The organism is Sinobaca sp. SA16-1 (assembly GCF_059510515.1).
In genome coordinates this window covers 306,538-327,216 of sequence record NZ_JCAKFL010000002.1, presented here as the reverse complement: position 1 = coordinate 327,216, position 20,679 = coordinate 306,538, and the positions used below count along the sequence as shown (strand labels likewise).

The 20,679-nt window shown below is 44.3% G+C and carries 15 protein-coding genes and 1 riboswitch; of the genes, 11 read left to right on the top strand and 4 right to left on the bottom strand.

Features of this window, described 5'->3' with window-relative positions; all coding sequences use genetic code 11:
• The first annotated feature begins 8 nt into the window (after positions 1 to 8).
• On the top strand, positions 9 to 929 hold the full coding sequence (locus tag AC5W2J_RS05715; RefSeq protein WP_496058525.1) for a DMT family transporter: 921 nt from the start codon (positions 9 to 11) through the stop codon (positions 927 to 929).
• On the opposite strand, the gene yidD is transcribed toward AC5W2J_RS05715, so the two are convergent.
• On the bottom strand, positions 926 to 1,159 hold the full coding sequence (yidD, locus tag AC5W2J_RS05710; RefSeq protein ID WP_496058524.1) for a membrane protein insertion efficiency factor YidD: 234 nt from the start codon (positions 1,157 to 1,159) through the stop codon (positions 926 to 928). The genes AC5W2J_RS05715 and yidD overlap by 4 nt on opposite strands.
• Positions 1,160 to 1,233: 74 nt before the next feature.
• Positions 1,234 to 2,121 carry a 4-hydroxy-tetrahydrodipicolinate synthase gene (gene dapA, locus AC5W2J_RS05705; RefSeq protein ID WP_496058938.1) on the bottom strand — a complete coding sequence of 296 codons (888 nt, stop codon included), beginning with the start codon at positions 2,119 to 2,121 and terminating at the stop codon, positions 1,234 to 1,236.
• Positions 2,122 to 2,280: 159 nt separating this feature from the next.
• Positions 2,281 to 2,463: riboswitch (Lysine riboswitch) on the bottom strand.
• 245 nt (positions 2,464 to 2,708) lie between these two features.
• On the opposite strand from dapA, the gene AC5W2J_RS05700 reads away from it, so the two are divergent.
• The 5 genes from AC5W2J_RS05700 (at position 2,709) to AC5W2J_RS05680 (ending at position 5,728) form a co-directional block, all read left to right on the top strand.
• The gene (locus AC5W2J_RS05700; RefSeq protein ID WP_496058523.1) at positions 2,709 to 2,972 is read left to right on the top strand and encodes a hypothetical protein; all 264 of its coding nucleotides are present in this window, start codon (positions 2,709 to 2,711) and stop codon (positions 2,970 to 2,972) included.
• Positions 2,973 to 3,079: 107 nt separating this feature from the next.
• Positions 3,080 to 3,427, top strand: a complete 348-nt coding sequence (locus AC5W2J_RS05695; RefSeq protein ID WP_120193571.1) for a type II toxin-antitoxin system PemK/MazF family toxin — start codon at positions 3,080 to 3,082, stop codon at positions 3,425 to 3,427.
• A 157-nt stretch (positions 3,428 to 3,584) separates the two neighbouring features.
• Entirely contained in the window at positions 3,585 to 4,334 is a 750-nt protein-coding gene (gene nfsA, locus AC5W2J_RS05690; protein ID WP_496058522.1) for an oxygen-insensitive NADPH nitroreductase, read from the top strand.
• Positions 4,335 to 4,562: 228 nt separating this feature from the next.
• Positions 4,563 to 5,255, top strand: a complete 693-nt coding sequence (locus AC5W2J_RS05685; protein ID WP_496058521.1) for a hypothetical protein — start codon at positions 4,563 to 4,565, stop codon at positions 5,253 to 5,255.
• 161 nt (positions 5,256 to 5,416) lie between these two features.
• Entirely contained in the window at positions 5,417 to 5,728 is a 312-nt protein-coding gene (locus tag AC5W2J_RS05680; protein ID WP_496058520.1) for a hypothetical protein, read from the top strand.
• Positions 5,729 to 5,771: 43 nt separating this feature from the next.
• On the opposite strand, the gene AC5W2J_RS05675 is transcribed toward AC5W2J_RS05680, so the two are convergent.
• Positions 5,772 to 7,121 (bottom strand): YjiH family protein, encoded by a 1,350-nt coding sequence (locus AC5W2J_RS05675; protein ID WP_496058519.1) that lies wholly within the window; start codon positions 7,119 to 7,121, stop codon positions 5,772 to 5,774.
• A gap of 275 nt (positions 7,122 to 7,396) precedes the next feature.
• Between AC5W2J_RS05675 and AC5W2J_RS05670 the strand changes: the two genes are divergently transcribed.
• Entirely contained in the window at positions 7,397 to 7,681 is a 285-nt protein-coding gene (locus AC5W2J_RS05670; protein ID WP_496058518.1) for a hypothetical protein, read from the top strand.
• Between the two features lie 34 nt (positions 7,682 to 7,715).
• Here the strand turns inward: AC5W2J_RS05670 and AC5W2J_RS05665 are convergent, their stop codons facing one another.
• Positions 7,716 to 8,513, bottom strand: a complete 798-nt coding sequence (locus tag AC5W2J_RS05665; protein WP_496058517.1) for an HAD family hydrolase — start codon at positions 8,511 to 8,513, stop codon at positions 7,716 to 7,718.
• Between the two features lie 492 nt (positions 8,514 to 9,005).
• Between AC5W2J_RS05665 and AC5W2J_RS05660 the strand changes: the two genes are divergently transcribed.
• The 4 genes from AC5W2J_RS05660 (at position 9,006) to addA (ending at position 20,507) form a co-directional block, all read left to right on the top strand.
• The gene (locus AC5W2J_RS05660) at positions 9,006 to 11,843 is read left to right on the top strand and encodes a 2-oxoglutarate dehydrogenase E1 component (protein ID WP_496058516.1); all 2,838 of its coding nucleotides are present in this window, start codon (positions 9,006 to 9,008) and stop codon (positions 11,841 to 11,843) included.
• A 16-nt stretch (positions 11,844 to 11,859) separates the two neighbouring features.
• Positions 11,860 to 13,149, top strand: coding sequence for a 2-oxoglutarate dehydrogenase complex dihydrolipoyllysine-residue succinyltransferase (gene odhB / locus AC5W2J_RS05655; protein WP_496058515.1), 1,290 nt, complete (start codon positions 11,860 to 11,862; stop codon positions 13,147 to 13,149).
• Positions 13,150 to 13,318: 169 nt separating this feature from the next.
• Positions 13,319 to 16,831: a helicase-exonuclease AddAB subunit AddB gene (gene addB / locus AC5W2J_RS05650; RefSeq protein ID WP_496058514.1), complete on the top strand. Its 3,513-nt coding sequence runs from the start codon at positions 13,319 to 13,321 to the stop codon at positions 16,829 to 16,831.
• The gene (gene addA, locus AC5W2J_RS05645) at positions 16,809 to 20,507 is read left to right on the top strand and encodes a helicase-exonuclease AddAB subunit AddA (RefSeq protein ID WP_496058513.1); all 3,699 of its coding nucleotides are present in this window, start codon (positions 16,809 to 16,811) and stop codon (positions 20,505 to 20,507) included. Before addB ends, addA begins: the two co-directional genes overlap by 23 nt.
• Positions 20,508 to 20,679: the final 172 nt, after the last annotated feature.

The following is a 20,679-nucleotide window of genomic DNA, read 5'->3' as shown; positions in this document are numbered from 1 at the left end:
TCTTGTTTATGAATGGTTCAGCACAGTGGATAAATTATATGCTGTTATTTGCCGTAATGATTGCCTGGGGGATGAATGTAGTGGCGATTAAGATACTGGTGGAATACGTGCCTCCAGCTGCAATGCAGTCATGGAGAATTCTATTAGCCGGCGTAGTGCTGGCAGTTATTATTTCCCTCAAAGGAGAATGGCGGCGTTTGACGAAGAAACAGGCGGTGTACATTACCTTTGCGTCATTAACAGGAGTAACGGCTCATCATCTGTTCCTGGCATTTGGACTCGCAAACACAACGGCCGTAAACGGCTCGCTAATCGTGGCACTCGTTCCCATTTTTACCTCTATCCTGGCCCTGCTTATTTTAGGAGACCCTTTTACGAGAATTAAGTTTATCGGGATTGTTTCGGCATTTGTCGGCGTCTGTCTGGTCATTGCGGCAGGTGCCGGGAGCGGGCCGGGGAGTGTGGCATCCGGGGATATACTGATGCTTGCTGCAGTGTTTGCCCAGGCATTGAGTTTTGTGTTTATTAGAAAAGCGACGATTGATTTGTCTCCAAGGCTGGTGACCGGCATGATGTTTGTTATTGGTTCGGCGGGGTTATTCGTGTTTAGTACGCTGCTTGAACCGGGAGGGCTGCCGCCGCTTGGAGAGATACCGGCTGGCGTCTGGCTGATTTTCCTTGGCTCCTCCGTATTGGCAACCGCTTTAGGTCATCAGGTGTTTAACTTATCCATTCAGAAGATAGGAGCAGGGGAAACTGCCGTTTTTAACAACTTTGTTCCTTTTTTTGGAATGGTAAGTTCTGTTATATTTTTAGGAGAATCTATCTATATGCTGCAGGGGGTCGGCTTTTTATTAATTGTAGCCGGTGTCTTAATGGGGACAGGTTATCTTGAACAAAAGTGGATACAAAAAAGAAAAGCCTATTAAAGCTTTTCTTTTTTTTGTTTCTCTGGGACATAATCAATACCGCCCGGGTGAAAAGGATGGCATTTACAAATTCGTATTATCGTGAGCCAGGCGCCTTTGAGGGCTCCAAATCGGGAAAAGGCTTCATATCCATACTGGGAGCAGGTAGGATAAAAACGACAGGTAGGTGGGGTATAGGGTGAAATAAACCGCTGATAGCCCCGTATAATCCATAAAAAAAGGTGTTTCACAGCCTCGTGCCTCTTTTCGAAAAAAAGCAGCCTCCGCTGGATGCGGGGCTGTTTTTTATAATGAGTATAACGTGTTATCCAACATAAAGCGATTTTTTCGGTTCAATGGCGGTAAAAACCAGCGCAGCTTCTTCTTCTGTCAAGCGTACCATAGGCAGTCTAACGTCCCCGGAAACAATGCCCTGCATTTCAAGCGCGGCTTTTACAGGAACTGGATTTGGTGCGGAGAACATAGACTTCATGACTGGAAGCAGCTCCCGGTGAAGCTTGGAAGCATAAGCGATATTTCCATTTAAAAAGCTCTGCACCATATCCTGCATTTCATTTCCAATAATGTGAGAAGAGACAGATACAATACCAGTGCCTCCAATAGAGAGCATAGGCAGCGTTAAGCTGTCATCGCCGCTGTAAACGAGAAAGGAGTCAGGAGTGCTGGAAATGATCTGTGATGCCCAGTCCAAATTGCCGGTCGCTTCTTTCACGCTCATAATATTTTCGACTTCAGAAAGGCGGATAACCGTTTCCGGTATCATTCCTGCTGCACTGCGGCCCGGAATATTATAAAGCATAACCGGAAGGGTCGTTGCCTCGGCAACGGCCTTGAAATGCTGGTACATACCTTCCTGGGAAGGCTTATTATAATAAGGAGTAACGAGCATGACGGCATCTACGCCAGTTTTTTCGGCAAGTTTTGTTAATTCCATAGAAGCGCGCGTGTTGTTACAACCGGTACCCGCAATAACCGGTACCCGGCCGTTGGCTACGTATACAACATGTTCAAAAAGCATCAGCTTTTCTTCGCGGCTGAGCGTAGGTGACTCACCGGTTGTACCTGCTACGACAAGACTTTCGCTTCCAGTGCTGATTAAATGGTTTACAAGTCTCGTAAGGGAGCGGAAATCAATCTCCCCATCTTTATCAAATGGCGTGGCCATTGCTGTACTGATTCTTCCAAAATTCATCATTACAATCACCCTTTTCTTGAGATTTATGTTTCAAAATCACAAAACGAATAGAGTGAGGGCAAGGTACTTTCCCGAAGCGTTTTTTCATACAAAAAAACAGCAACAGGAGAGACCTCATTGCTGTTTAACGTTTCCGGGATTATAAGAACCGTTAAAGCGTGAGATAGCCCTCCATACAGCCGGGTGGCTGCATGACAGTTCCGCACCTGTTAAATACGAAACCAGCTTCTAATTCTTGAGAATAATAGAAGCTTCGGCAAATACTCCTTTTATCAGCCTTCACAGAAACTCAAGTTTCTCCGGCAGATTACTGATAGCATTTGCACCTCTAACCTCACTTCTTCTAAAAGAAGTAGGATATTACATTTTGTTGTAACGCCACCATATCAAATATTATAGTATAATGCAATAGTTTTTATTTCGATAAGATAAATAAAAATAAGACACTAGCTTTAGCCTATATTTATCAATAAAAAAGGCTTTATTATAGGGAAATACAAAAAAAAGAAAAATATTATTTTCAATACACGCATATTTGCTTTATACTGAGGGTAAGGAATAAATATGCAGGGGGTCATTTTGATATGTCACCATTTCACCAGGTAGCGTTTGAACTTAGAGAAGATCTTTATTCTGAGATCAAACATTTAACGGAACAGGAAAAAGATTCATTTTTTCACGATGTACTTCTCGAACAGATTAAGAAAAGAAAATCTAGAGACATGCAGGAAAAAATGAAGCATGGCTATTTGGAAATGGCCCAGCTTAATGCACAGGTTTGCCGTGAGTTTGAAGAAGCGGAATCTGAAGCCCTAACTGTCGGAGAATTGGTTTTAGCTGCCAGATAGGCAGCTGAAACCGCCTTCTTTGGCGTTTCTTATTTCCTGAAATAAGACCAAGGAGGTGAACAGATGAGTTGAGTGAACGTAGTCATGATCACTATTCATCCAAAAAAATAGTAAAACGAGGCGACGTTTTTTTTGCTGATTTGTCTCCAGTTGTAGGTTCGGAACAGGGAGGGGTAAGACCCGTTCTTATCATTCAAAATGACATTGGGAATAGATTTAGTCCCACCGTTATTGTAGCTGCAATCACGGCCCAGATTAAAAAGGCCAAACTTCCAACCCATGTAGAAATTGATGCCGAGAAACATCGTTTTGATAGGGACAGCGTGATTTTGCTGGAACAGTTGCGTACAATTGATAAGCAGCGCCTTACAGATAAAATTACTCATCTGGACGACGAAACGATGGAGCGTGTCAAAGAAGGCCTGGAAATAAGCCTTGGCACTAAAGAAGTCTAGTAGCTTAAACGAACCCTTACATAATTTTAGTGAAAAAAAGACGTGCAGTGCCTGCAGTCTGCATTTCTTTTTTTTACTGCCTACAACCTAACTCACAATAAAACACGCTGATGCAGCGTGTTTTTTTTTCGAAATAAACGTAAAAAGGAGAATAAATATGAATAAAACGATAGAAACGCTTCTGGACCACCGTTCGGTCAGGCAGTTTAAAGACATAGCGCTTGATACAGAAACGGTCGAACTGCTCGTACGTGCTGCTCAGGCGGCTTCAACTTCGAGCTTTGTTCAGGCCTACACGATTATTGGTATAGAAGATCCGCTCAAAAAAAGAAAATTGGCCGAACTAGCGGGAGGCCAGCAGTACGTAGAACAAAATGGTTACTTTTTTCTATTCTGTGCGGACTATAACCGTCACGAAGAACTGTTGAAAACAGGTGATACGGATATAAGTGTTTCCACTGAAAGCACGGAAGGGTTTATGGTGGCCGTCATTGATGCTGCGCTGGCGGCGCAGAATTTGGCAGTTGCTGCCGAGTCCTCTGGACTTGGAATATGCTATATAGGCGGCATACGTAACAACTTACAGGGAGTGGATGAACTGGTGGAAACCCCGGATTATGTAGTCCCATTGTTTGGAATGGCGGTAGGATATCCTGAAAAAAGAGAAGATATTAAACCAAGGCTTCCATTGGAAACTGTTTTTCATAAAGAAGCTTATAGAAAAGATAAGGCTGCGTTGAGCGAAGCCTATCACTCTTATGACGAAGTAATTAAGGCGTATTATCAAAACCGGACGTCGGGCAGGAAGTCCATCACATGGGCAGGGCAGATGCAGGAGCTTTTAGGTCGTTCCAAAAGGCAGTATATGAAAACATTCGTTCAATCTAAACAACTGGACCGTCATTAGCCTGCTTCTATTATTTACGAAATTATAGGCCATATATGTGAATAAAACGGAATATATGATGATTTAGCTTATTCAGAAGCCCTCACCGCTTATTTATGTTCATAAACTTGCATATACTCTATTTTATTTTTCATTGTTGTATGATACACTACTCTTTGGTCGATCAGACAATCATAAAAACGGGACATAAAATAGATATGGAGTCCAAGCATGAAGGGGGGCTTTCACATGTTGAAAGCATTGAGAGAGAAATACAGCCAGAAAAGAACGGTATGGTCCAACGAGACCGCTGAAAGAATGGAAGCATATGCTGCGTCCGAACAAGTAATGTATGAAGAACAAAAAACAGTCGAAGAAAAGCAGAACCATCTGCTTTATTCAGAAATGGAAAAATATTTATATACGATTCATCCATCTTTTTTATTGAATGCAGGGGTAGCGAGAGCGCTTCATAATCGTCTCCTTGCCCGTTCACAGGGTAAATTTTCTATTTCTTTGCATGTGACAAGTGAAATGCGCCTGGCGTTGGATTTTTATAATACGGATCTTTCCATTTTTATCCGGCTTCTGGAGAAAAAAGGCTACAGTATAAAAGGTAGAGAAGAGCAGTTTATGACTGTACTATTGAATATGCTGAGTGAAAATAATTACCGGATGTTTCTGGATCGCTACAATGACTTTGCTGATGCAGAAGATTCATTGGAGGCTGCGATTTACACTTATTTAGAACTCGTGGATAACCGCAGTAAATATGAAAGCGGACGGATGGACTTTCTTAATAAATATTTGATTAATAAAGGACTGTTAAGCTCTTCCTATACAAAGAAAAAGCTGATTAAATTAATTAAAAGCTTTGAAAAAGAATTTAAAGAAGATTTTAAGATGAATAACATGGAAAAGCGGATGCGCGGCATCAGCTGATTAGAATCCTGATTGAAGAAGCTCTCCGGATGGAGGGCTTTTTTGTTATTTTTTTGCAAGCGGAAACAACAGAATGAAAGTTTCCTGACCGGTTCGGTTTACTTATCGAAACAAGTTGTTATAAAATGAGGTAAAGGTAAGGGATAGGGAGTGAATGGATCGTGTCAAAAGATACTGGGAAATATCTAATTCATAAGCTTGAAGAATCCAAAGAACAATTTGAAAGAACAATTGACTGTAAGCACACTGCATTTGATGATTTATATCCTTATATGAACGAGCAGCCGCAGTTTTTCTGGTACAAACGTTACGTGGCATGGCAGGAGCTTCTTACGACAGTAAAACATGCCGAGGACCTGGACGTGAATTGGAAAGATGTATTTAATGATTCGCAGCAGGCTTTTATTGATAAACAAGTATTAGATGCTAAAGTGCTTGATGAATGGTACGGAAAAGAGAGAAAAGAAGTATAAAAAAGCATCCGGCCCTTTCAGGGGCGGATGCTTTTTTTCTGGATTAAAAGATAAAGTGGGCGCAGACTACAATAACAGGCAGTGTAATAATGGTCCGTTCCAGAAAGATTATAACAAGATCAAGAAACGATACCGGCAGCTTTGATGCAAGAAGCAGTCCGCCGACTTCAGACATGTAAATTAACTGGGTAACGGATAAACTGGCAATAATAAACCGGGTCATGTCACTTTCGATGCCGGATCCCAAGATAGCAGGGAGAAACATATCGGCAAATCCGATGAGCATGGATTCAGACGCTGCGGCAGCTTCCGGAACCTGCATGAGTGTCAGCAGCGGAACGAATGGAGCGCCAATGATGGCGAAGAAGTTAGTAAATTCAGCCACAATCACTGCCAGCGTACCAAGCGCCATCACAATCGGCAGAACGCCGATCCACATGTCGAGAACATTTTTGATACCGCCGGTAAAAATAGAACGAACGCCATTTTCGCCGGATTTAGAAACCGCCTGGCGGATACCCCAGGAAAACGTGCTGACAGAAGCCGGGCGTTCTTCCGAGGACTGCTTCGTTCGTGTTCTGAAAAAGTCATCTTTTTTTCTGGACAACGGAGGAATTCTCGGCATAATAACAGCCGCTACAAAACCTGCTGCGATAATCGTAAAGTAATAAGGGAGAAAATAGCTCAACAGATCCATCTGCTCTAATATTACAATACTGAAAGTGATGGAAACGACAGAGAAAGTCGTGCCGATCACGGCCGCTTCACGTTTAGTATAGTAGCCCTGTTCATACTGCTGGTTTGTCAGCAGTACGCCGATGGTTCCGTCTCCCATCCAGGAGGCCGCACAGTCAATCGAAGACCGTCCGGGAAGCTTAAACAGCGGCCGCATAATAGGTGTGAGCAGAGCGCCGGCAAATTCAAGCAGGCCGAAGTTAAGCAGCAGCGGCAGGAATAAGCCGGCAAACAAAAAGACGGAAATAAGTACCGGAATAAGGTCATACAAAAGCAGTCCGCCGGTAAACTCTGAAATAATCGGCTCCGGGCCGATACTAAACAAGACCATAACGGCAAAAATAAATCCCAGCACCCTTACAATCAGCCAGAACAGCGAAACGTTGAATAAAGTCTGAAGAAAGGGGGAAGAAACATGTACAAAGCGTACGGTGATAGTCCCAATAACAGCAGCGAGCATAAAGGCAGCTGCAATATACGGAAGGGCAGGACCTATCGCCCCCTGAAGCCAATTGGCGAGAATAGCTACTACAATAGTCACTTCTCCTCCAATAGATACAGGGACCATAAATAGCAGGATCCCTATAATAGATGGAACCAGAAAACGCAGCATAGAGCCCCGGGCCGCCGGGGGCTTAGTTGGAGAAGAATAATTCATGTCGACACCTCTTTATGTATATTTTTTGCATAAAATAATAAGACTTTCTAATTATACTCCATATTTGACGCAAAGAGCACTGTATAAAATCTTGAATTTCATTATAAAAATAACATTTCCTTATACAAAAAGAAAGAGCCGGACGGTTGATGGAATGTTCAGATAATTGCTATGAAGCCATTTTAGCATGAACGACAGGCAATAAAAAGCAGTAATTGCCTAGACGTTATTATAGAAAAAAAGTTTATACAAAGAAGCGGACGGGAGCTGGCACAGTGCAGTATATTTTTGAGATCGAAAAAATTACAGAGAAACAGCCTAAAGATGAACTGGACACGAGAATTGCTGTCGTTAAAGCAGAAGTCATTCATGTTTCAGAGGGTACGATTCTTTATGAAATGACAATACCAGTCGAATATCATTACTATGGGGTTTATCCTGACATTAAAGCGATAGGGAAAGTGGTAAAAGACCAGAAAGTAAAAAGAGAAGCTTTTTTTAAACTAAGGCGGTATATAAAAAAAATGCGGCCTTTTCTGGAATTAACAGAAGAAGACTAGTGCCTTCTTCTCCAGTAATTGTGGTTTTTATATTCTATTTATTTTTTTGAAAAAAAGCATCTGCGGCATGAGTGGTTTCCCAAAGATCAGCCGTTTGAATGGAAGCGGGTACTTTTTCGTCAGCCGGTTTATTCTCGCGGTTAATCCATATGTTGGAAATGCCTGCGCGATTGGAGCCTAAAATATCCGTATAAAGATTATCGCCAATCATCAAGGCTTTTTCTTTGTCTACATCAGCAAGTGTTAAAGCATGCTCAAAAATAGAGGGGTCCGGCTTGCCCTTTCCAAATGCTCCTGAAATAATAATATGGGAGAAATAAGGCACCAGCTGCGGGGTCATCTGCAGTTTAATATGCTGCAGGGAAGGAGCTCCATTTGTCAGTAGAATAAGCTGATAACGGGAGCTGAGTTCCTCAAGAACTTCAAACGTATCCGGGTATACAAAGGGCAGATGCCTGCGGTGAAACACAAACTGTTCGGCAAGGTACACCGCGAGTTCTTCATTTTGTATATCCTGATCAATCAGTGCTTTTTTCCATACAGCTGTTTGATATTCTTTAATAAGCTTTCCCATCAGTCGAAAGCGGTGATCGTGAATATCTCCGAAAGCTCCCCAAAGTCCTTCAAATGGATTAATACCTATGTTTTGAGTGAACGTATAGCTTTCAAGCTCGGCATAAAGCTTTGGAGCCCACGCACGTACGGACTGTACGAGCGATTTTGCGTCTGCTCCGTAAGCCGTACCCTCCAAAGCGGCTGCCCGGATGGATTCTTCCACACTTTTTTTATCCCATAACAGTGTATCGTCTAAATCAAAAATCAATGTATTCATTATGTAGGCCTCCTTTGTTTCTTCCCGTCTATTATAAGCGAACCCGTTCAAAAAGGCACCCTCTCCCGTGCGAATAACGGTCTGTTCTCCCTAATTTGAATTTTTTCTTTATTTGAAACACAATTGGTGTACAATAATGGGGTAGGATGTTAGGCCATCTAATGGGAACATAAAGTAAATAAAAAAAGTTTTATGAACAAAACAACGTGTTCCTTCATATTTAAGAACAGCGGTATATAGCCAGTGAACTTTCCCCTTTTATGATATAAGCTTTTGAGAACGCGCTTTCAACGTGTTAAAATAAAAGAGCAAAGCAGGCTTAGCATCCTTTAACAGTCCAACTACTATTTTTTTATCATTATCACAAAGCACATCGCTAAAATGACGTGAAAAGAAGTGGTTTATGATTTAAGAAAAAAACATGCCGGTAAACACATGAAAAACCTATTTCGTCTTGTATCATAATTACACAGCAGCGGAGGTATGGAACAGATGAGTAAAAATTCAGCCAAGCAAGAAGCATGGCAAGAATTTTATGGCCCCAACCTGGGGTATTTAATGGATCTTTATGACCAATACACGGAAGATCCAGATTCTATTGATAGTGAAATGAGAGAATGGTTTGAGCAATATGGGGCACCAGTTAATGGTACAGCTCCTACTACAGGGGTAAGTGCAGATTCCAGCACTACCGTAACGGATGTTTCTTCCATAGACGTAGACAAAATTGCCAACGCAGTAAAACTTGCAGAAAACATCCGTATACACGGACACCTGTCTGCAGATATTAATCCTCTTGCCAAGCCGGGCGAGGAAACGTCCTTTTTAAAAATTAATGAATATAACCTTTCTGAAGAAGATCTGCAGGCGCTTCCAGCGTATATTATCTGTGAAGACGCACCAGAGAGAGTAACGAACGGCTTTGAAGCCATTAATCATTTGAAAAGCATGTACACCCGCTCTATTGCTTTCGAATTCAACCATGTTCATGATGTGGAAGAACATAGATGGCTCAATAAAAAAGTAGAGTCCGGTGAAATATATAAAGGTCTCTCCGATGACAGACGAAGAGCGCTGTTAAAGCAGCTGACAGATGTCGAATCATTTGAGCAGTTCCTTCATAAAACATTTGTCGGTCAGAAGCGTTTCTCTATTGAAGGAGTAGACGCGCTGGTACCGATGGTGGACGAATTTGTACAGGATGCCATTCATGAAGGTGCAGAAAACGTCATGATCGGTATGTCCCACCGTGGACGTTTAAGCGTATTATCCAACGTCCTTGGTAAGCCATATGATTTAATATTTTCCGAGTTCCAGCATTCACCTAACAAAGATCTGGTTCCTTCTGAAGGATCAATTGGATTGAACTATGGCTGGACCGGGGATGTAAAGTATCACCTTGGAGCCAATAAAGAAATTCAAAAAGAAAGCGTCGATGCAACGATCACGCTTGCGAATAACCCAAGTCACCTCGAATTTGTTAACCCCGTGGTGGAAGGCTACGCCAGAGCCGCTCAGGACAGCCGCAGCGAACCAGGTTTTCCTCAGCAGGATACAAACAAAGCAATCGCAGTACTTATTCACGGGGATGCAGCTTTCCCCGGCGAAGGTGTAGTTACAGAAACCCTCAATATGAGCCGTTTAAAAGGATACCAGACTGGTGGAACGCTTCACATTATTGCAAACAACCAGCTTGGTTTTACTACAGACGCGCATGATTCAAGAAGTACAACGTATGCAAGTGACCCTGCTAAAGGATATGAAATTCCAATTGTACATGTAAATGCCGATGATGCAGATTCCTGTCTTGCAGCTATTCACTTAGCACATGAATACCGTAACAAATTTAATAAAGACTTTGTCATTGACCTGATTGGATACCGTCGTTTCGGCCATAACGAGATGGATGAACCGGCTTCCACACAGCCGCATTTGTATGAGGTCATCAGAAGTCATCCAACGGCTCGCGAAGTGTATGCCGGCGAGCTTGTTAAAGATGAACTGCTTTCCAATGAGGAAGCTGAGAAATATAAAGAAGACAGCCTGCAGCACCTGCAGGAGAACTATGACCGGGTGTCAGGGGATAAATCAGAGGATGCTGAAGATGTTAGCATCCCTGAGGAAGTCGAAAAGCACCTGCCGCAGGTAAACACTTCTTATAATATTGATGATCTGCAGCAGCTGAATGAAGAATTAATTACCTGGCCGGAAGAATTTAACGTCTTTCCGAAGCTGAAAAAAATTCTGGAAAGAAGAAAAGATGCGCTTCAGGAAGGCGGAAAAGTAGACTGGGCCCATGCAGAAACACTTGCTTTTGCAAGTATCATTTCCGATGGAACACCGGTACGTCTGACAGGCCAGGATTCCGAGCGCGGGACATTTGCCCAGAGACATATCGTTCTTCATGACAGCGAGAACGGCGATATTTATTCTCCGCTGCACACACTTTCCAAAGCAAAAGCGTCCTTTGCCGTGCATAACAGCCCGCTGTCTGAAGCCGCTATTGTAGGATTTGAATACGGCTATAACGTTCAGGCTCCAGAAACACTAGTCTTATGGGAAGCACAGTTTGGTGATTTTGCCAACGCCGCCCAGGTTATATTTGACCAGTTTATTTCAGCGGGACGCGCTAAATGGGGGCAGAAATCAGGAATGGTTATGCTGCTTCCACACGGTTATGAAGGACAGGGCCCCGAGCATTCCAGTGCAAGGCTGGAGCGTTTCTTAACGCTTGCTGCTGAGAACAACTGGAATGTCGCCTACTTGTCCAGTTCAGCGCAGTATTTCCATCTGCTTCGCCGCCAGGCTTCTTTCCTTGGTAAAGAAGAGATGAGACCACTCGTGCTTATGACACCAAAAAGCCTGTTAAGAAATCAGAACGTAGCGTCTGGACCGGATGCGTTCAGCAAAGGAATGTTCCAGTCCATCGTAGAAGATCCTAAAACAGGCAAAGAACCTAAGAAAGTAAAACGTATGCTGTTTGCTACAGGAAAAATGGCAATTGATCTTCATGAAGCAATCGAAGACGAAAAAGAAGTAAACAATACGCATATTGTAAGAATTGAAGAATTATATCCGTTCCCGGACGATAAAATTGCAGAACTGCTTGAACAGTATCCTAACGTAAAAGAATTCAAATGGGTACAGGAAGAGCCGTCCAATATGGGACCTTGGAATTACGTACAGCCGCTTCTAAGAAGCGTGGCAGGCAGCAAAATCACAACAGAATATATCGGACGCCGCAGGCGTTCAAGCCCGTCTGAGGGAGATCCTAAAGTCCATAAAAAAGAACAAAGCCGTATTATCGATGAAGCATTGAGAGGAAAATAACAAGGAGGATTTACTCATGGCGGAAATAAAAGTACCAGAGCTTGCTGAATCAATTACAGAAGGAACGATTGCAGAGTGGCTGAAGTCACCAGGCGATTACGTGGAAAAAGGCGAAAATATAGCTGAATTGGAAACGGATAAAGTAAACGTTGAAATTCCAAGTGAAGAAGCAGGCGTTATTAAAGAACTTCTTAAAGAGCCCGGCGATACAGTGGAAGTCGGAGACGTTATCGCAGTGATCGACCAGAACGGCGAAGCCGGCGGAAGCACAGAAGCATCCGAAGAAACGTCGTCTAAAGAAGAACCTAAAAAAGAAGAATCCAAAGAAGAAGCCAAAGAAGAAGCACCGGCTGCTTCTAAAGAACAGTCAGATGCAGAGGAAAGCGATGCTTCTCCTTCTGAATCTCCTGTTGCTTCGCCATCGGCAAGAAAACTTGCGCGTGAAAAGGGATTAAATCTTGATGATATTCCAACAAGAGATCCACTTGGCCGTGTAAGAAAAGAAGACGTAGAGAACTACGAAAGCAATACAAAAGCTGCCGCGAAGTCGGAAGCTCCTGCTAAAGAAAGCAAACCAAAAGAAAGCAAAGATGAGTTTGCCGGGAAGCCGGTCGAACGGGAAAAGCTTTCCCGCCGCCGCCAGACCATTGCAAACCGCCTGGTTGAAGTACAGCAGACGTCAGCTATGCTTACTACATTCAATGAAGTAGACATGACAGCTATTATGGATGTAAGAAGCAGAAGAAAGGATTCCTTCCAGGATTCCCATGAAGTTCGTCTTGGCTTTATGTCTTTCTTTACCAAAGCAGTTATTGCAGCTTTAAAGCAGTTCCCGCTTCTTAATGCTGAAATTCAAGGCAAAGAAGTAGTGAAAAAGAAATTTTATGATATTGGTATGGCTGTTTCCACAGATGACGGATTAGTCGTTCCGGTAGTTCGTAATGCAGATCGTCTGTCTTTTCCTGAAATTGAACAGGAAATTATCGGACTGTCCAAAAAAGCGCGCGATAATAAGTTAACCCTGCCGGATCTGCAGGGCGGCTCCTTTACCATTACAAATGGTGGAGTATTCGGCTCCCTCTTGTCTACGCCAATTTTAAATGGCCCGCAGGTAGGTATTCTCGGTATGCACACTATCCAGTGGAGACCGGTAGCTGTAGATAAAGAGACAATGGAAAATCGTCCAATGATGTACCTTGCACTTTCTTACGACCACCGCATTGTTGATGGAAAAGAAGCAGTAAGCTTCCTCGTAAAAGTCAAGCAGCTTTTGGAAGATCCAGAGTCCCTTTTATTGGAAGGGTAATAGTTCAAAAAGAGTCCTGTTTCAGGGCTCTTTTTTTTATTAAAAAAGAAGTCATGAACGTTATAATCAAAGGCAATAATCCTTACCTTTTCCAATATTTTATATTAAAATAGTACATAGGCGAACATATGATTCTATTGAACGAAGATCCACAGAAGGGAGCATCTATATGACAGTGCATTACTTTATCGGAAGAACAGGCACAGGAAAAACGGAAACACTGCATGATCATATTATTAAAGAGTCAAAAGACAATCCTGCGGGAAAGCCGATTATTTTACTCGTTCCCGACCAGATGACATTTATATCCGAACAAAAATTAATTAAAAAGCACACGGTTGGCCTTCAGCGTGCCCAGGTGTACAGCTTTCCAAGACTGGCCCGCCGCATCCTGCAGGAGCAGGGCGGCCTTACTCACACCTTTCTGCAGAAACAGGGAATGCATGTACTATTACGCAAAGTCATGGAAGAGCATAAAACCCATTTTAAACTTTTCACTAAATCATCGGATACCCCCGGCTTTATTGAAAATATGGATATGATGCTTAAAGAGTTTCAGCGCTACAACGTGGAACCCGGTCATATTAACGATATAAAAGAACAGGCAGAACAAAAACCCATTCAAACGGCTAACGACAAAATCCTTTCTGATAAGCTGTCGGATATACTGCTGTTGTGGGAGAAAATGGAAGCAGAAATGAAAGGCCGCTTTGTAGGGTTGGAAGACTACCTTCCCATGCTCCGTGACAAGCTGCCCCATTCCCGTATGCTGGAAGGCTGCCGGATTTATATAGATGGCTTTCATTCGTTTACCCCGCAGGAAATGGAAATTCTAACGATGCTGATAGAAAAAGCAGAGCAGACGACGATAGCCCTTACGATGGATAAAGCGCATATACAACAGGACACCCATGCTTTAGACCTCTTTAAGGAGCCGGCAGAGACGTTTCATCTGCTTCAGCGTATGACCGCCGATAAAGAGCAGCAGGTCAGTATATTTGAAGCAGAAGAAGACAAAGAAGCACGGAAGCCTGATCTCAGGCATTTGGAAGCATACTTTGAGAAACGCCCAGTTCATACGATCGCACAAGCTCCGCATGTGCACATATGGAGCCCGGCCAATAAACGGGTAGAAGTGGATCATACAGCGAGAACGATTCTGGAAAAAGTAAAAGAAGACGGATACCGCTTTAAAGATATTGCCGTCATGGCACGTAACATCGGAGATTACGATGATTTACTGCAGACTTCTTTTCGGGATCACGGGATTCCGCTTTTTACAGACCAGACGAAAAAAATGGAGCATCACCCCGTGCTTGAATTTTTACGATCGGTACTGGAATGGCTTACAGAAAGCTGGCGTTATGAAGCCGTATTTCGTGCCGTAAAAACAGACATGTTTTTTCCGGTTTCAAAGGACTGGGCATCATGCCGTAAAGACATGGACCGGCTGGAAAACTATGTACTGGCGTATGGAATTAAAGAAAAACATTGGAAAAGCAAAGAAAACTGGTCTTTTTCCCGGTTTCGTACGTCGGCCGGAGAAGATTATGAACGATCCCGCGCAGAAGAAGAAATAGAACAGCTGATTAATGAACAAAAAGAAATGATTAAAGACCAGGTAATGCCGCTGGAAAAACGATTAAAAAAAGGAACAACGGTGGAAGCCTATACCGCTGCGGTGTACCGCTTTCTAGAGGAGCTGGATATTCCGGCAAAACTGGAAAAACTAAGGGATTTGGCGCTGGAACATAACGATCTGACAAAAGCGGGGGAACACGAGCAGGTATGGAGTGAGCTGATGGAGCTGTTTGATCAAATCGTAGAAGTAGCAGGCGATGAAAAAATGAGCATGACCCGCTACCGGAAACTGCTGGAAGCAGGGCTGGAAAGCCTGTTATTCCGGTTGGTTCCACCGGCGGTTGATCAGGTGAGTGCTGCCGACATGGAGCGCTCGCGCCTCGAAGATGTAAAGCTGCTCTTTGTACTTGGCGTAAATGAAGGAATTATCCCGTCCACGATGGAAGAGGATGGGATTCTTGGAGACGAAGACCGCAGATGGTTTCAGGAAAGCGGGGTTTCCCTCGCACATACGTCGAGCCAGAAACTGTTAAATGAATCTTTTCTCGTATACAGGGCTCTGAGCCTGCCCTCCAGGGAGCTGTATGTCAGCTATCCGCTTGCCAATGAAAAAGGAGAGGCGCAGCAGCCTTCTATTCTCATCAGCCAGATAAAAGATATGATGCCCGGCCTGCAGGAAGAATTTGTGTATGCAGAGCCGCAGGAATTCCAGTCAAAAGAGCAGGAAGCAATGTTTGTCCACTCCTCCAGACGAACACTGTCCCAGCTGATTTACCAGCTGCAGCGATGGAAGGCGGGAGAAGCGATATCCGATTTATGGTGGGGCGTGTATAACTGGTATGCACAGAGTCCGGCAGCGCATCCTGATTTTGTTCAAGGCATGGAAAGCATTTTTTATAAAAATAAAGCTTACCCGCTTACTGAACAGATGAGCACTCAGCTGTACGGAACGTCTTTGAAAGCAAGTGTATCCAGAGTAGAACAGTTTGAAAAATGTGCCTTTGCCCATTTTGCCTCCTACGGCCTGAGGCTGAAAGAGCGGGATACGTATACGCTGGAAGCACCGGATATCGGCCAGTTTTTTCATGCAGCCTTAAAAGATATGACAGAAGCCATTCAAAGCGAAGGAAAAGAATGGAAAGATGTAACAGAACAGGAATGCATCGAGAAAGCCGCCCATGCAGTAGACCAGCTTGCACCAAAAGTCCAGCGGGAAATTCTTTCCAGCAGTGCCAAGCACGCTTTTGTGCAGAAAAAGCTGCAGGAGACGATCACGAGAGCGTCTCTTGTAATGAGAAAACAGTCTATACAGTCTGCGTTTTCCCCGATCGCTTTAGAAGTAGCGTTCGGCGAACATCAGGACCTTCCGCCAATGACGTTTACGCTTGAGAATGGCACGAAGATGGAGATAGCAGGAAGAATTGACCGCGTGGACAGAGCGGAGGGGCCGGACGGTGTGCTGCTCCGCGTCATTGATTACAAGTCGAGTGTGAAAGACATCCGCCTGAGCGAGGTGTACTTTGGACTGGCTCTGCAGATGCTCGTTTATCTGGATATAGTAATGACCTACGCAGAAGAGTGGATTGGGGAAAAAGCCGATACGGCCGGTATCCTCTATTTTCATATCCATGATCCATTTGTAAACGTAGAGGATGATTCAGCAGATGATATCGAAGAACGGTTGTTTAAAGAGTATAAAATGAAAGGTCTTATTGCAGATGATGAAGAATCGGTCCGCCTGATGGACACGGATTTAAAGGAAGGGCATTCGACGACCATTCCTGCCAGAATGAAAAAAAGCGGAGAGCTCTCCAAAACCAAATCCACAATCAGCCGGGAGAATTTCCAGGCGGTCCACCAGTTTATCCAGAAGAAGCTGCTGGAAGCCGGAGAGCGTATTATGCATGGAGCTGTAGAGATAAATCCCTATAAAATAGGAAACGAGACAGCCTGTACGTTCTGTTCTTTCAAAGCCGTCTGCCAGTTTGACCAGCAGTTTGAAGCAAATCATTTCAGAGTATTAAAGGCAGACGATAAGACGATTAAAAAAGAGTTACTCGGAGAGGGGGAGTCATCTGATGAAAAGAACAAGAAAGGCTAAGCCGGATAATGTCCGTTGGACAGACAGCCAATGGGAAGCTGTTTCCGGAAGCGGAGCGGACACGCTCGTTGCGGCTGCTGCAGGAAGTGGAAAAACGGCTGTCCTGGTGGAGCGGGTTATTCAAAAGGTGATCGACGAAGAAAGCGGCATTGATATTGACCGCCTGCTTATTGTGACTTTTACAAATGCCGCTGCCGCCGAGATGAAAACAAGAATCGGTAAAGCGCTGGAAAAAGAAATACAGGAAAAACCGGGTTCGCTTCACCTGCGCAGGCAGCTATCTTTACTAAATAAAGCCCAAATTTCCTCACTGCACTCTTTTTGCATGAGCGTCATCCGCAGGCATTACTTTCAGGTTGAACTCGACCCGAAGTTCCGCGTATTGGATGAAACCGAAGGGGAATGGATGAAAGAAGAAATACTCGAACAAATTCTGGAAGAAAAATACGAACAGCCGGAAAGCAGCTTTTTCATTCAGGCAGCTGATTCTTACAGCGGCAATCGAAATGACGAAAGGCTGCGCCAGCTGATCCGAAGGCTTTATGATTTCTCGCGGGCCCATCCGGATCCGGACCGCTGGCTCCAGGAAATGAGCAGCCAGTATGAAACGCTCAGCGGGGATAATTTAAATGAACATCCGTGGTCCCGGGAAATTATCCAGGAAATCCGTATTACGCTTGAAGGGGCACTTCGAATGCTTCACCGTGCCGAAGAACTGACGAACGCCCCGTCCGGTCCGTTTCCTTATGCTGAGGCGATCCGCTCCGATATTGAACAGCTTTCAATTATTAAAGACTACGACACGCTGGAGCAGCTTTATGCCGGTGTTCATGCGGTTCTGCCTGCGGGACTGAAGCCTATTACGAAAAAACATGATGTGGATGAATCGTTAAAGGTGGAAGCAAAGCAGCTGCGGGATAAAGCAAAAGAAATTGTGAAAAATACAAAAGAACTGCTGTACCAATCTCCGGAAAAAATGCTGGAAGACATGCATTTTATGGTTCCGGCAGTGAAGGAACTGACGCTTGCTGCCGAGGAGCTGAACAGCCGTTTTACGGAGAATAAACGGGAAAAAGGGGTGGCTGATTTTTCCGATCTGGAACACTTAACCCTGCAGATTCTACGGGATCAATCAGGCAGTGTACAGGCATCCACCTATTATCAGAATCATTTCCAGGAAGTGCTTGTTGATGAGTACCAGGATACAAACTACGTACAGGAAGCAATCCTTCAGCTGGTGGCGGCACCGGACCGGCTGTTTATGGTGGGGGATGTAAAGCAGAGTATTTATCGGTTCCGGCTGGCTGAACCCGGCCTGTTTATCGATAAATACGAACGCTATACAACAGAAGACTCAGAAAATGGCTGGAAAATTAATCTCGATAAAAACTTCCGCAGCCGCAAAAACGTTATTGATGCCTCTAATTTTATTTTCCGGCAGCTGATGGACAAAGATATTGGTGGAATTGCCTATGATGCAGAAGCTGCTCTTAAACAGGGAAATGAAGGGTTCAAAACAGAAGCAGACCCTACGGCAGATATTGCTGTTATTAACCGGGGTACCCCTCTTTCCGGTATGGAAGTGGAAGAATCAGAGGAAGATACAGAAAAAGCCGTACTGGAAGCACGTTACATTGCCGGCCGCATCCATCAAATGATGGAAGAGAAAAAACAGGTTATCGATGACCGGACAGGAGAACCGCGCCCGGTCCGCTACAATGATTTTGTCATTCTGATGCGTTCTATGGCCTGGTCCACAGCGATGATGGAAGAGTTCCGTGAACTGCAGATACCCGTGTATGCAGAGCTTCGGACCGGTTATTTTAAAGCAGTTGAAATTCATATTGTGCTGTCGCTTCTGCATGTGATTGATAACCCGATTCAGGATATTCCGCTGGCAAGCGTGCTCCGTTCCCCAATCGGCCAGTTCAGCGAAGAAGAGATGGCAGAGATACGGATGGCTGATACAGGGGGCACCTATTATGATGCGCTGCTGGCTGCAGCGGAAACCGCTTCCTGCAGAGAAAAAATTCATACTTTTTTAAAGACGCTGGAAGAATGGCGGACATACTCCCGTCAGGAGTCGCTGCCTGAATTTATTTGGCGGGTACTTCAGGAAAGCGGCTATTATGACTTTACGGGAGGACTCCCCGGCGGAAAACAAAGACAGGCGAATCTGCTGGCTCTGTACGACAGGGCACGGGCTTATGAGCAGACTTCTTTTAGAGGATTATTCCGCTTTCTCCGGTTTGTCGAACGGCTTCAGGAAAAAGGAGACGACATGGGAACCGCTCGTACCCTTGGAGAAAAAGAAGAAGTAGTCCGGCTGATGACAATTCATAAAAGCAAAGGGCTTGAATTTCCAATCGTCTTTCTGTCCGGATTAAGCAAGGATTTTAATATGCGTGATATGTACAACGATATTCTTCTTCATCAAAATTTAGGAATCGGCACCAAATATATTAATCCGTCCAAACGAATTGTGAAAACATCCCTTCCCCAGGCAGCCATCAAAATCAGGGAAAAAAAAGAACTGCTGGCAGAAGAAATGAGAGTGCTGTATGTAGGATTAACGCGGGCGAAAGAGCAGTTTGTTTTAGTAGGCACAGTTAAAGATGCAGTATCGGATTTTTCTAAATGGGCTGTCACAGCGGCTCAGGCCGGAGAGACGCTTTCGGCATTTGACAGGCTTCAGGCTAAAACGTTTTTTGACTGGATTATGCCGGCCGTTCTTCGTCACGCCGATCACGCAAAATGGCAGGAATCATCACGGATGGATTTTCTAATGGACGCCTCCAGCTGGAACGTAGAAGTGATTGAACAGCATACATTGACTGGAGAAAGGGAAGAGCCCGAGCAGTTAAACATGCAGGAAAAAGAAGCGCTCGTTCACCTTGATCCTGTACCGGGCTATACCGCGGAAAATGAAGGCGTCAGCGCAAGGATGAACTGGGAATATCCGTATGCTGACACAGTAGTACTGCGCTCCAAGCAAACCGTGAGCGAATGGAAGCAGGCTATTTCTGACCCTTACAGCGAACAGCCGGCCGTTCAGACCGGCTTCCGCTCAGCCGGAGCGGAGCGGCCCCGGTTTCTTCAGGAAAAAACAGTAACTCCTCAGGAAAGAGGAACTGCTTTTCATATACTAATGGAACATGTGCCTTTGGAAGAGCCTGTCACTACAGCGGATTTGACCCAGCTTAAAACCCAACTTGTGGAAGGAAACTGGCTCACGGAAGAACAGGCGGAAGTAATAGAAGAAAGCAAAGTTATGCCTTTTTTTGAGAGCCGTCTCGGCCAGGCGCTGATCCGCTCCACAGACGTCTGGCGTGAGGTACCCTTTACTTACGGGCGTCCTATACCTGAATCTGGTGGAGAAGACATAACGGTTCTCCAGGGGATGGCTGACTGTGTTTTTCGAAATGAACATGGTGATCTCGTGCTTATCGATTACAAAACAGACCGTTTGTCCAATGTAGAAAACAAAACCCGGGAAGAACACATGGCCGGTATGAAAGAAAAATATCAATTTCAGCTGGATGTGTATAAAGAAGCCCTTTCTGCCATATGGGGAGAGCCTGTGCAGGAATCGTATATCTACGCATTTGATCAGGAGCTGATCATCCCTATGAAAGAAAAAGGCGCATTATACGAAGATTCGACACACGGACTATGAACTGCCTATCAGCATACAAGTAAATGATCGAATCCCATGACCTGCATGGATAGCAGCATATTCTTCCCGTATCGGTCAGTTGAATCGCCTACAGGAGAAAAAGAATCAATTAATTAAACCACAGATAATAAAACCCTATACCAGACGTGGGAAAGCAGCAGATTGGAACAGC

Excerpts from the sequence above, each read along its gene's own strand:
- nfsA (WP_496058522.1), top strand. The coding sequence starts at position 3,585 with ATGAATAAAACGATAGAAACGCTTCTGGACCACCGTTCGGTCAGGCAG.
- odhB (WP_496058515.1), top strand. The coding sequence starts at position 11,860 with ATGGCGGAAATAAAAGTACCAGAGCTTGCTGAATCAATTACAGAAGGA.
- AC5W2J_RS05700 (WP_496058523.1), top strand. The coding sequence starts at position 2,709 with ATGTCACCATTTCACCAGGTAGCGTTTGAACTTAGAGAAGATCTTTAT.
- addA (WP_496058513.1), top strand. The coding sequence starts at position 16,809 with ATGAAAAGAACAAGAAAGGCTAAGCCGGATAATGTCCGTTGGACAGAC.
- AC5W2J_RS05660 (WP_496058516.1), top strand. The coding sequence starts at position 9,006 with ATGAGTAAAAATTCAGCCAAGCAAGAAGCATGGCAAGAATTTTATGGC.
- addB (WP_496058514.1), top strand. The coding sequence starts at position 13,319 with ATGACAGTGCATTACTTTATCGGAAGAACAGGCACAGGAAAAACGGAA.
- dapA (WP_496058938.1), bottom strand. The coding sequence starts at position 2,121 with ATGAATTTTGGAAGAATCAGTACAGCAATGGCCACGCCATTTGATAAA.
- AC5W2J_RS05685 (WP_496058521.1), top strand. The coding sequence starts at position 4,563 with ATGTTGAAAGCATTGAGAGAGAAATACAGCCAGAAAAGAACGGTATGG.
- AC5W2J_RS05675 (WP_496058519.1), bottom strand. The coding sequence starts at position 7,121 with ATGAATTATTCTTCTCCAACTAAGCCCCCGGCGGCCCGGGGCTCTATG.
- AC5W2J_RS05715 (WP_496058525.1), top strand. The coding sequence starts at position 9 with ATGAATGGTTCAGCACAGTGGATAAATTATATGCTGTTATTTGCCGTA.
- AC5W2J_RS05665 (WP_496058517.1), bottom strand. The coding sequence starts at position 8,513 with ATGAATACATTGATTTTTGATTTAGACGATACACTGTTATGGGATAAA.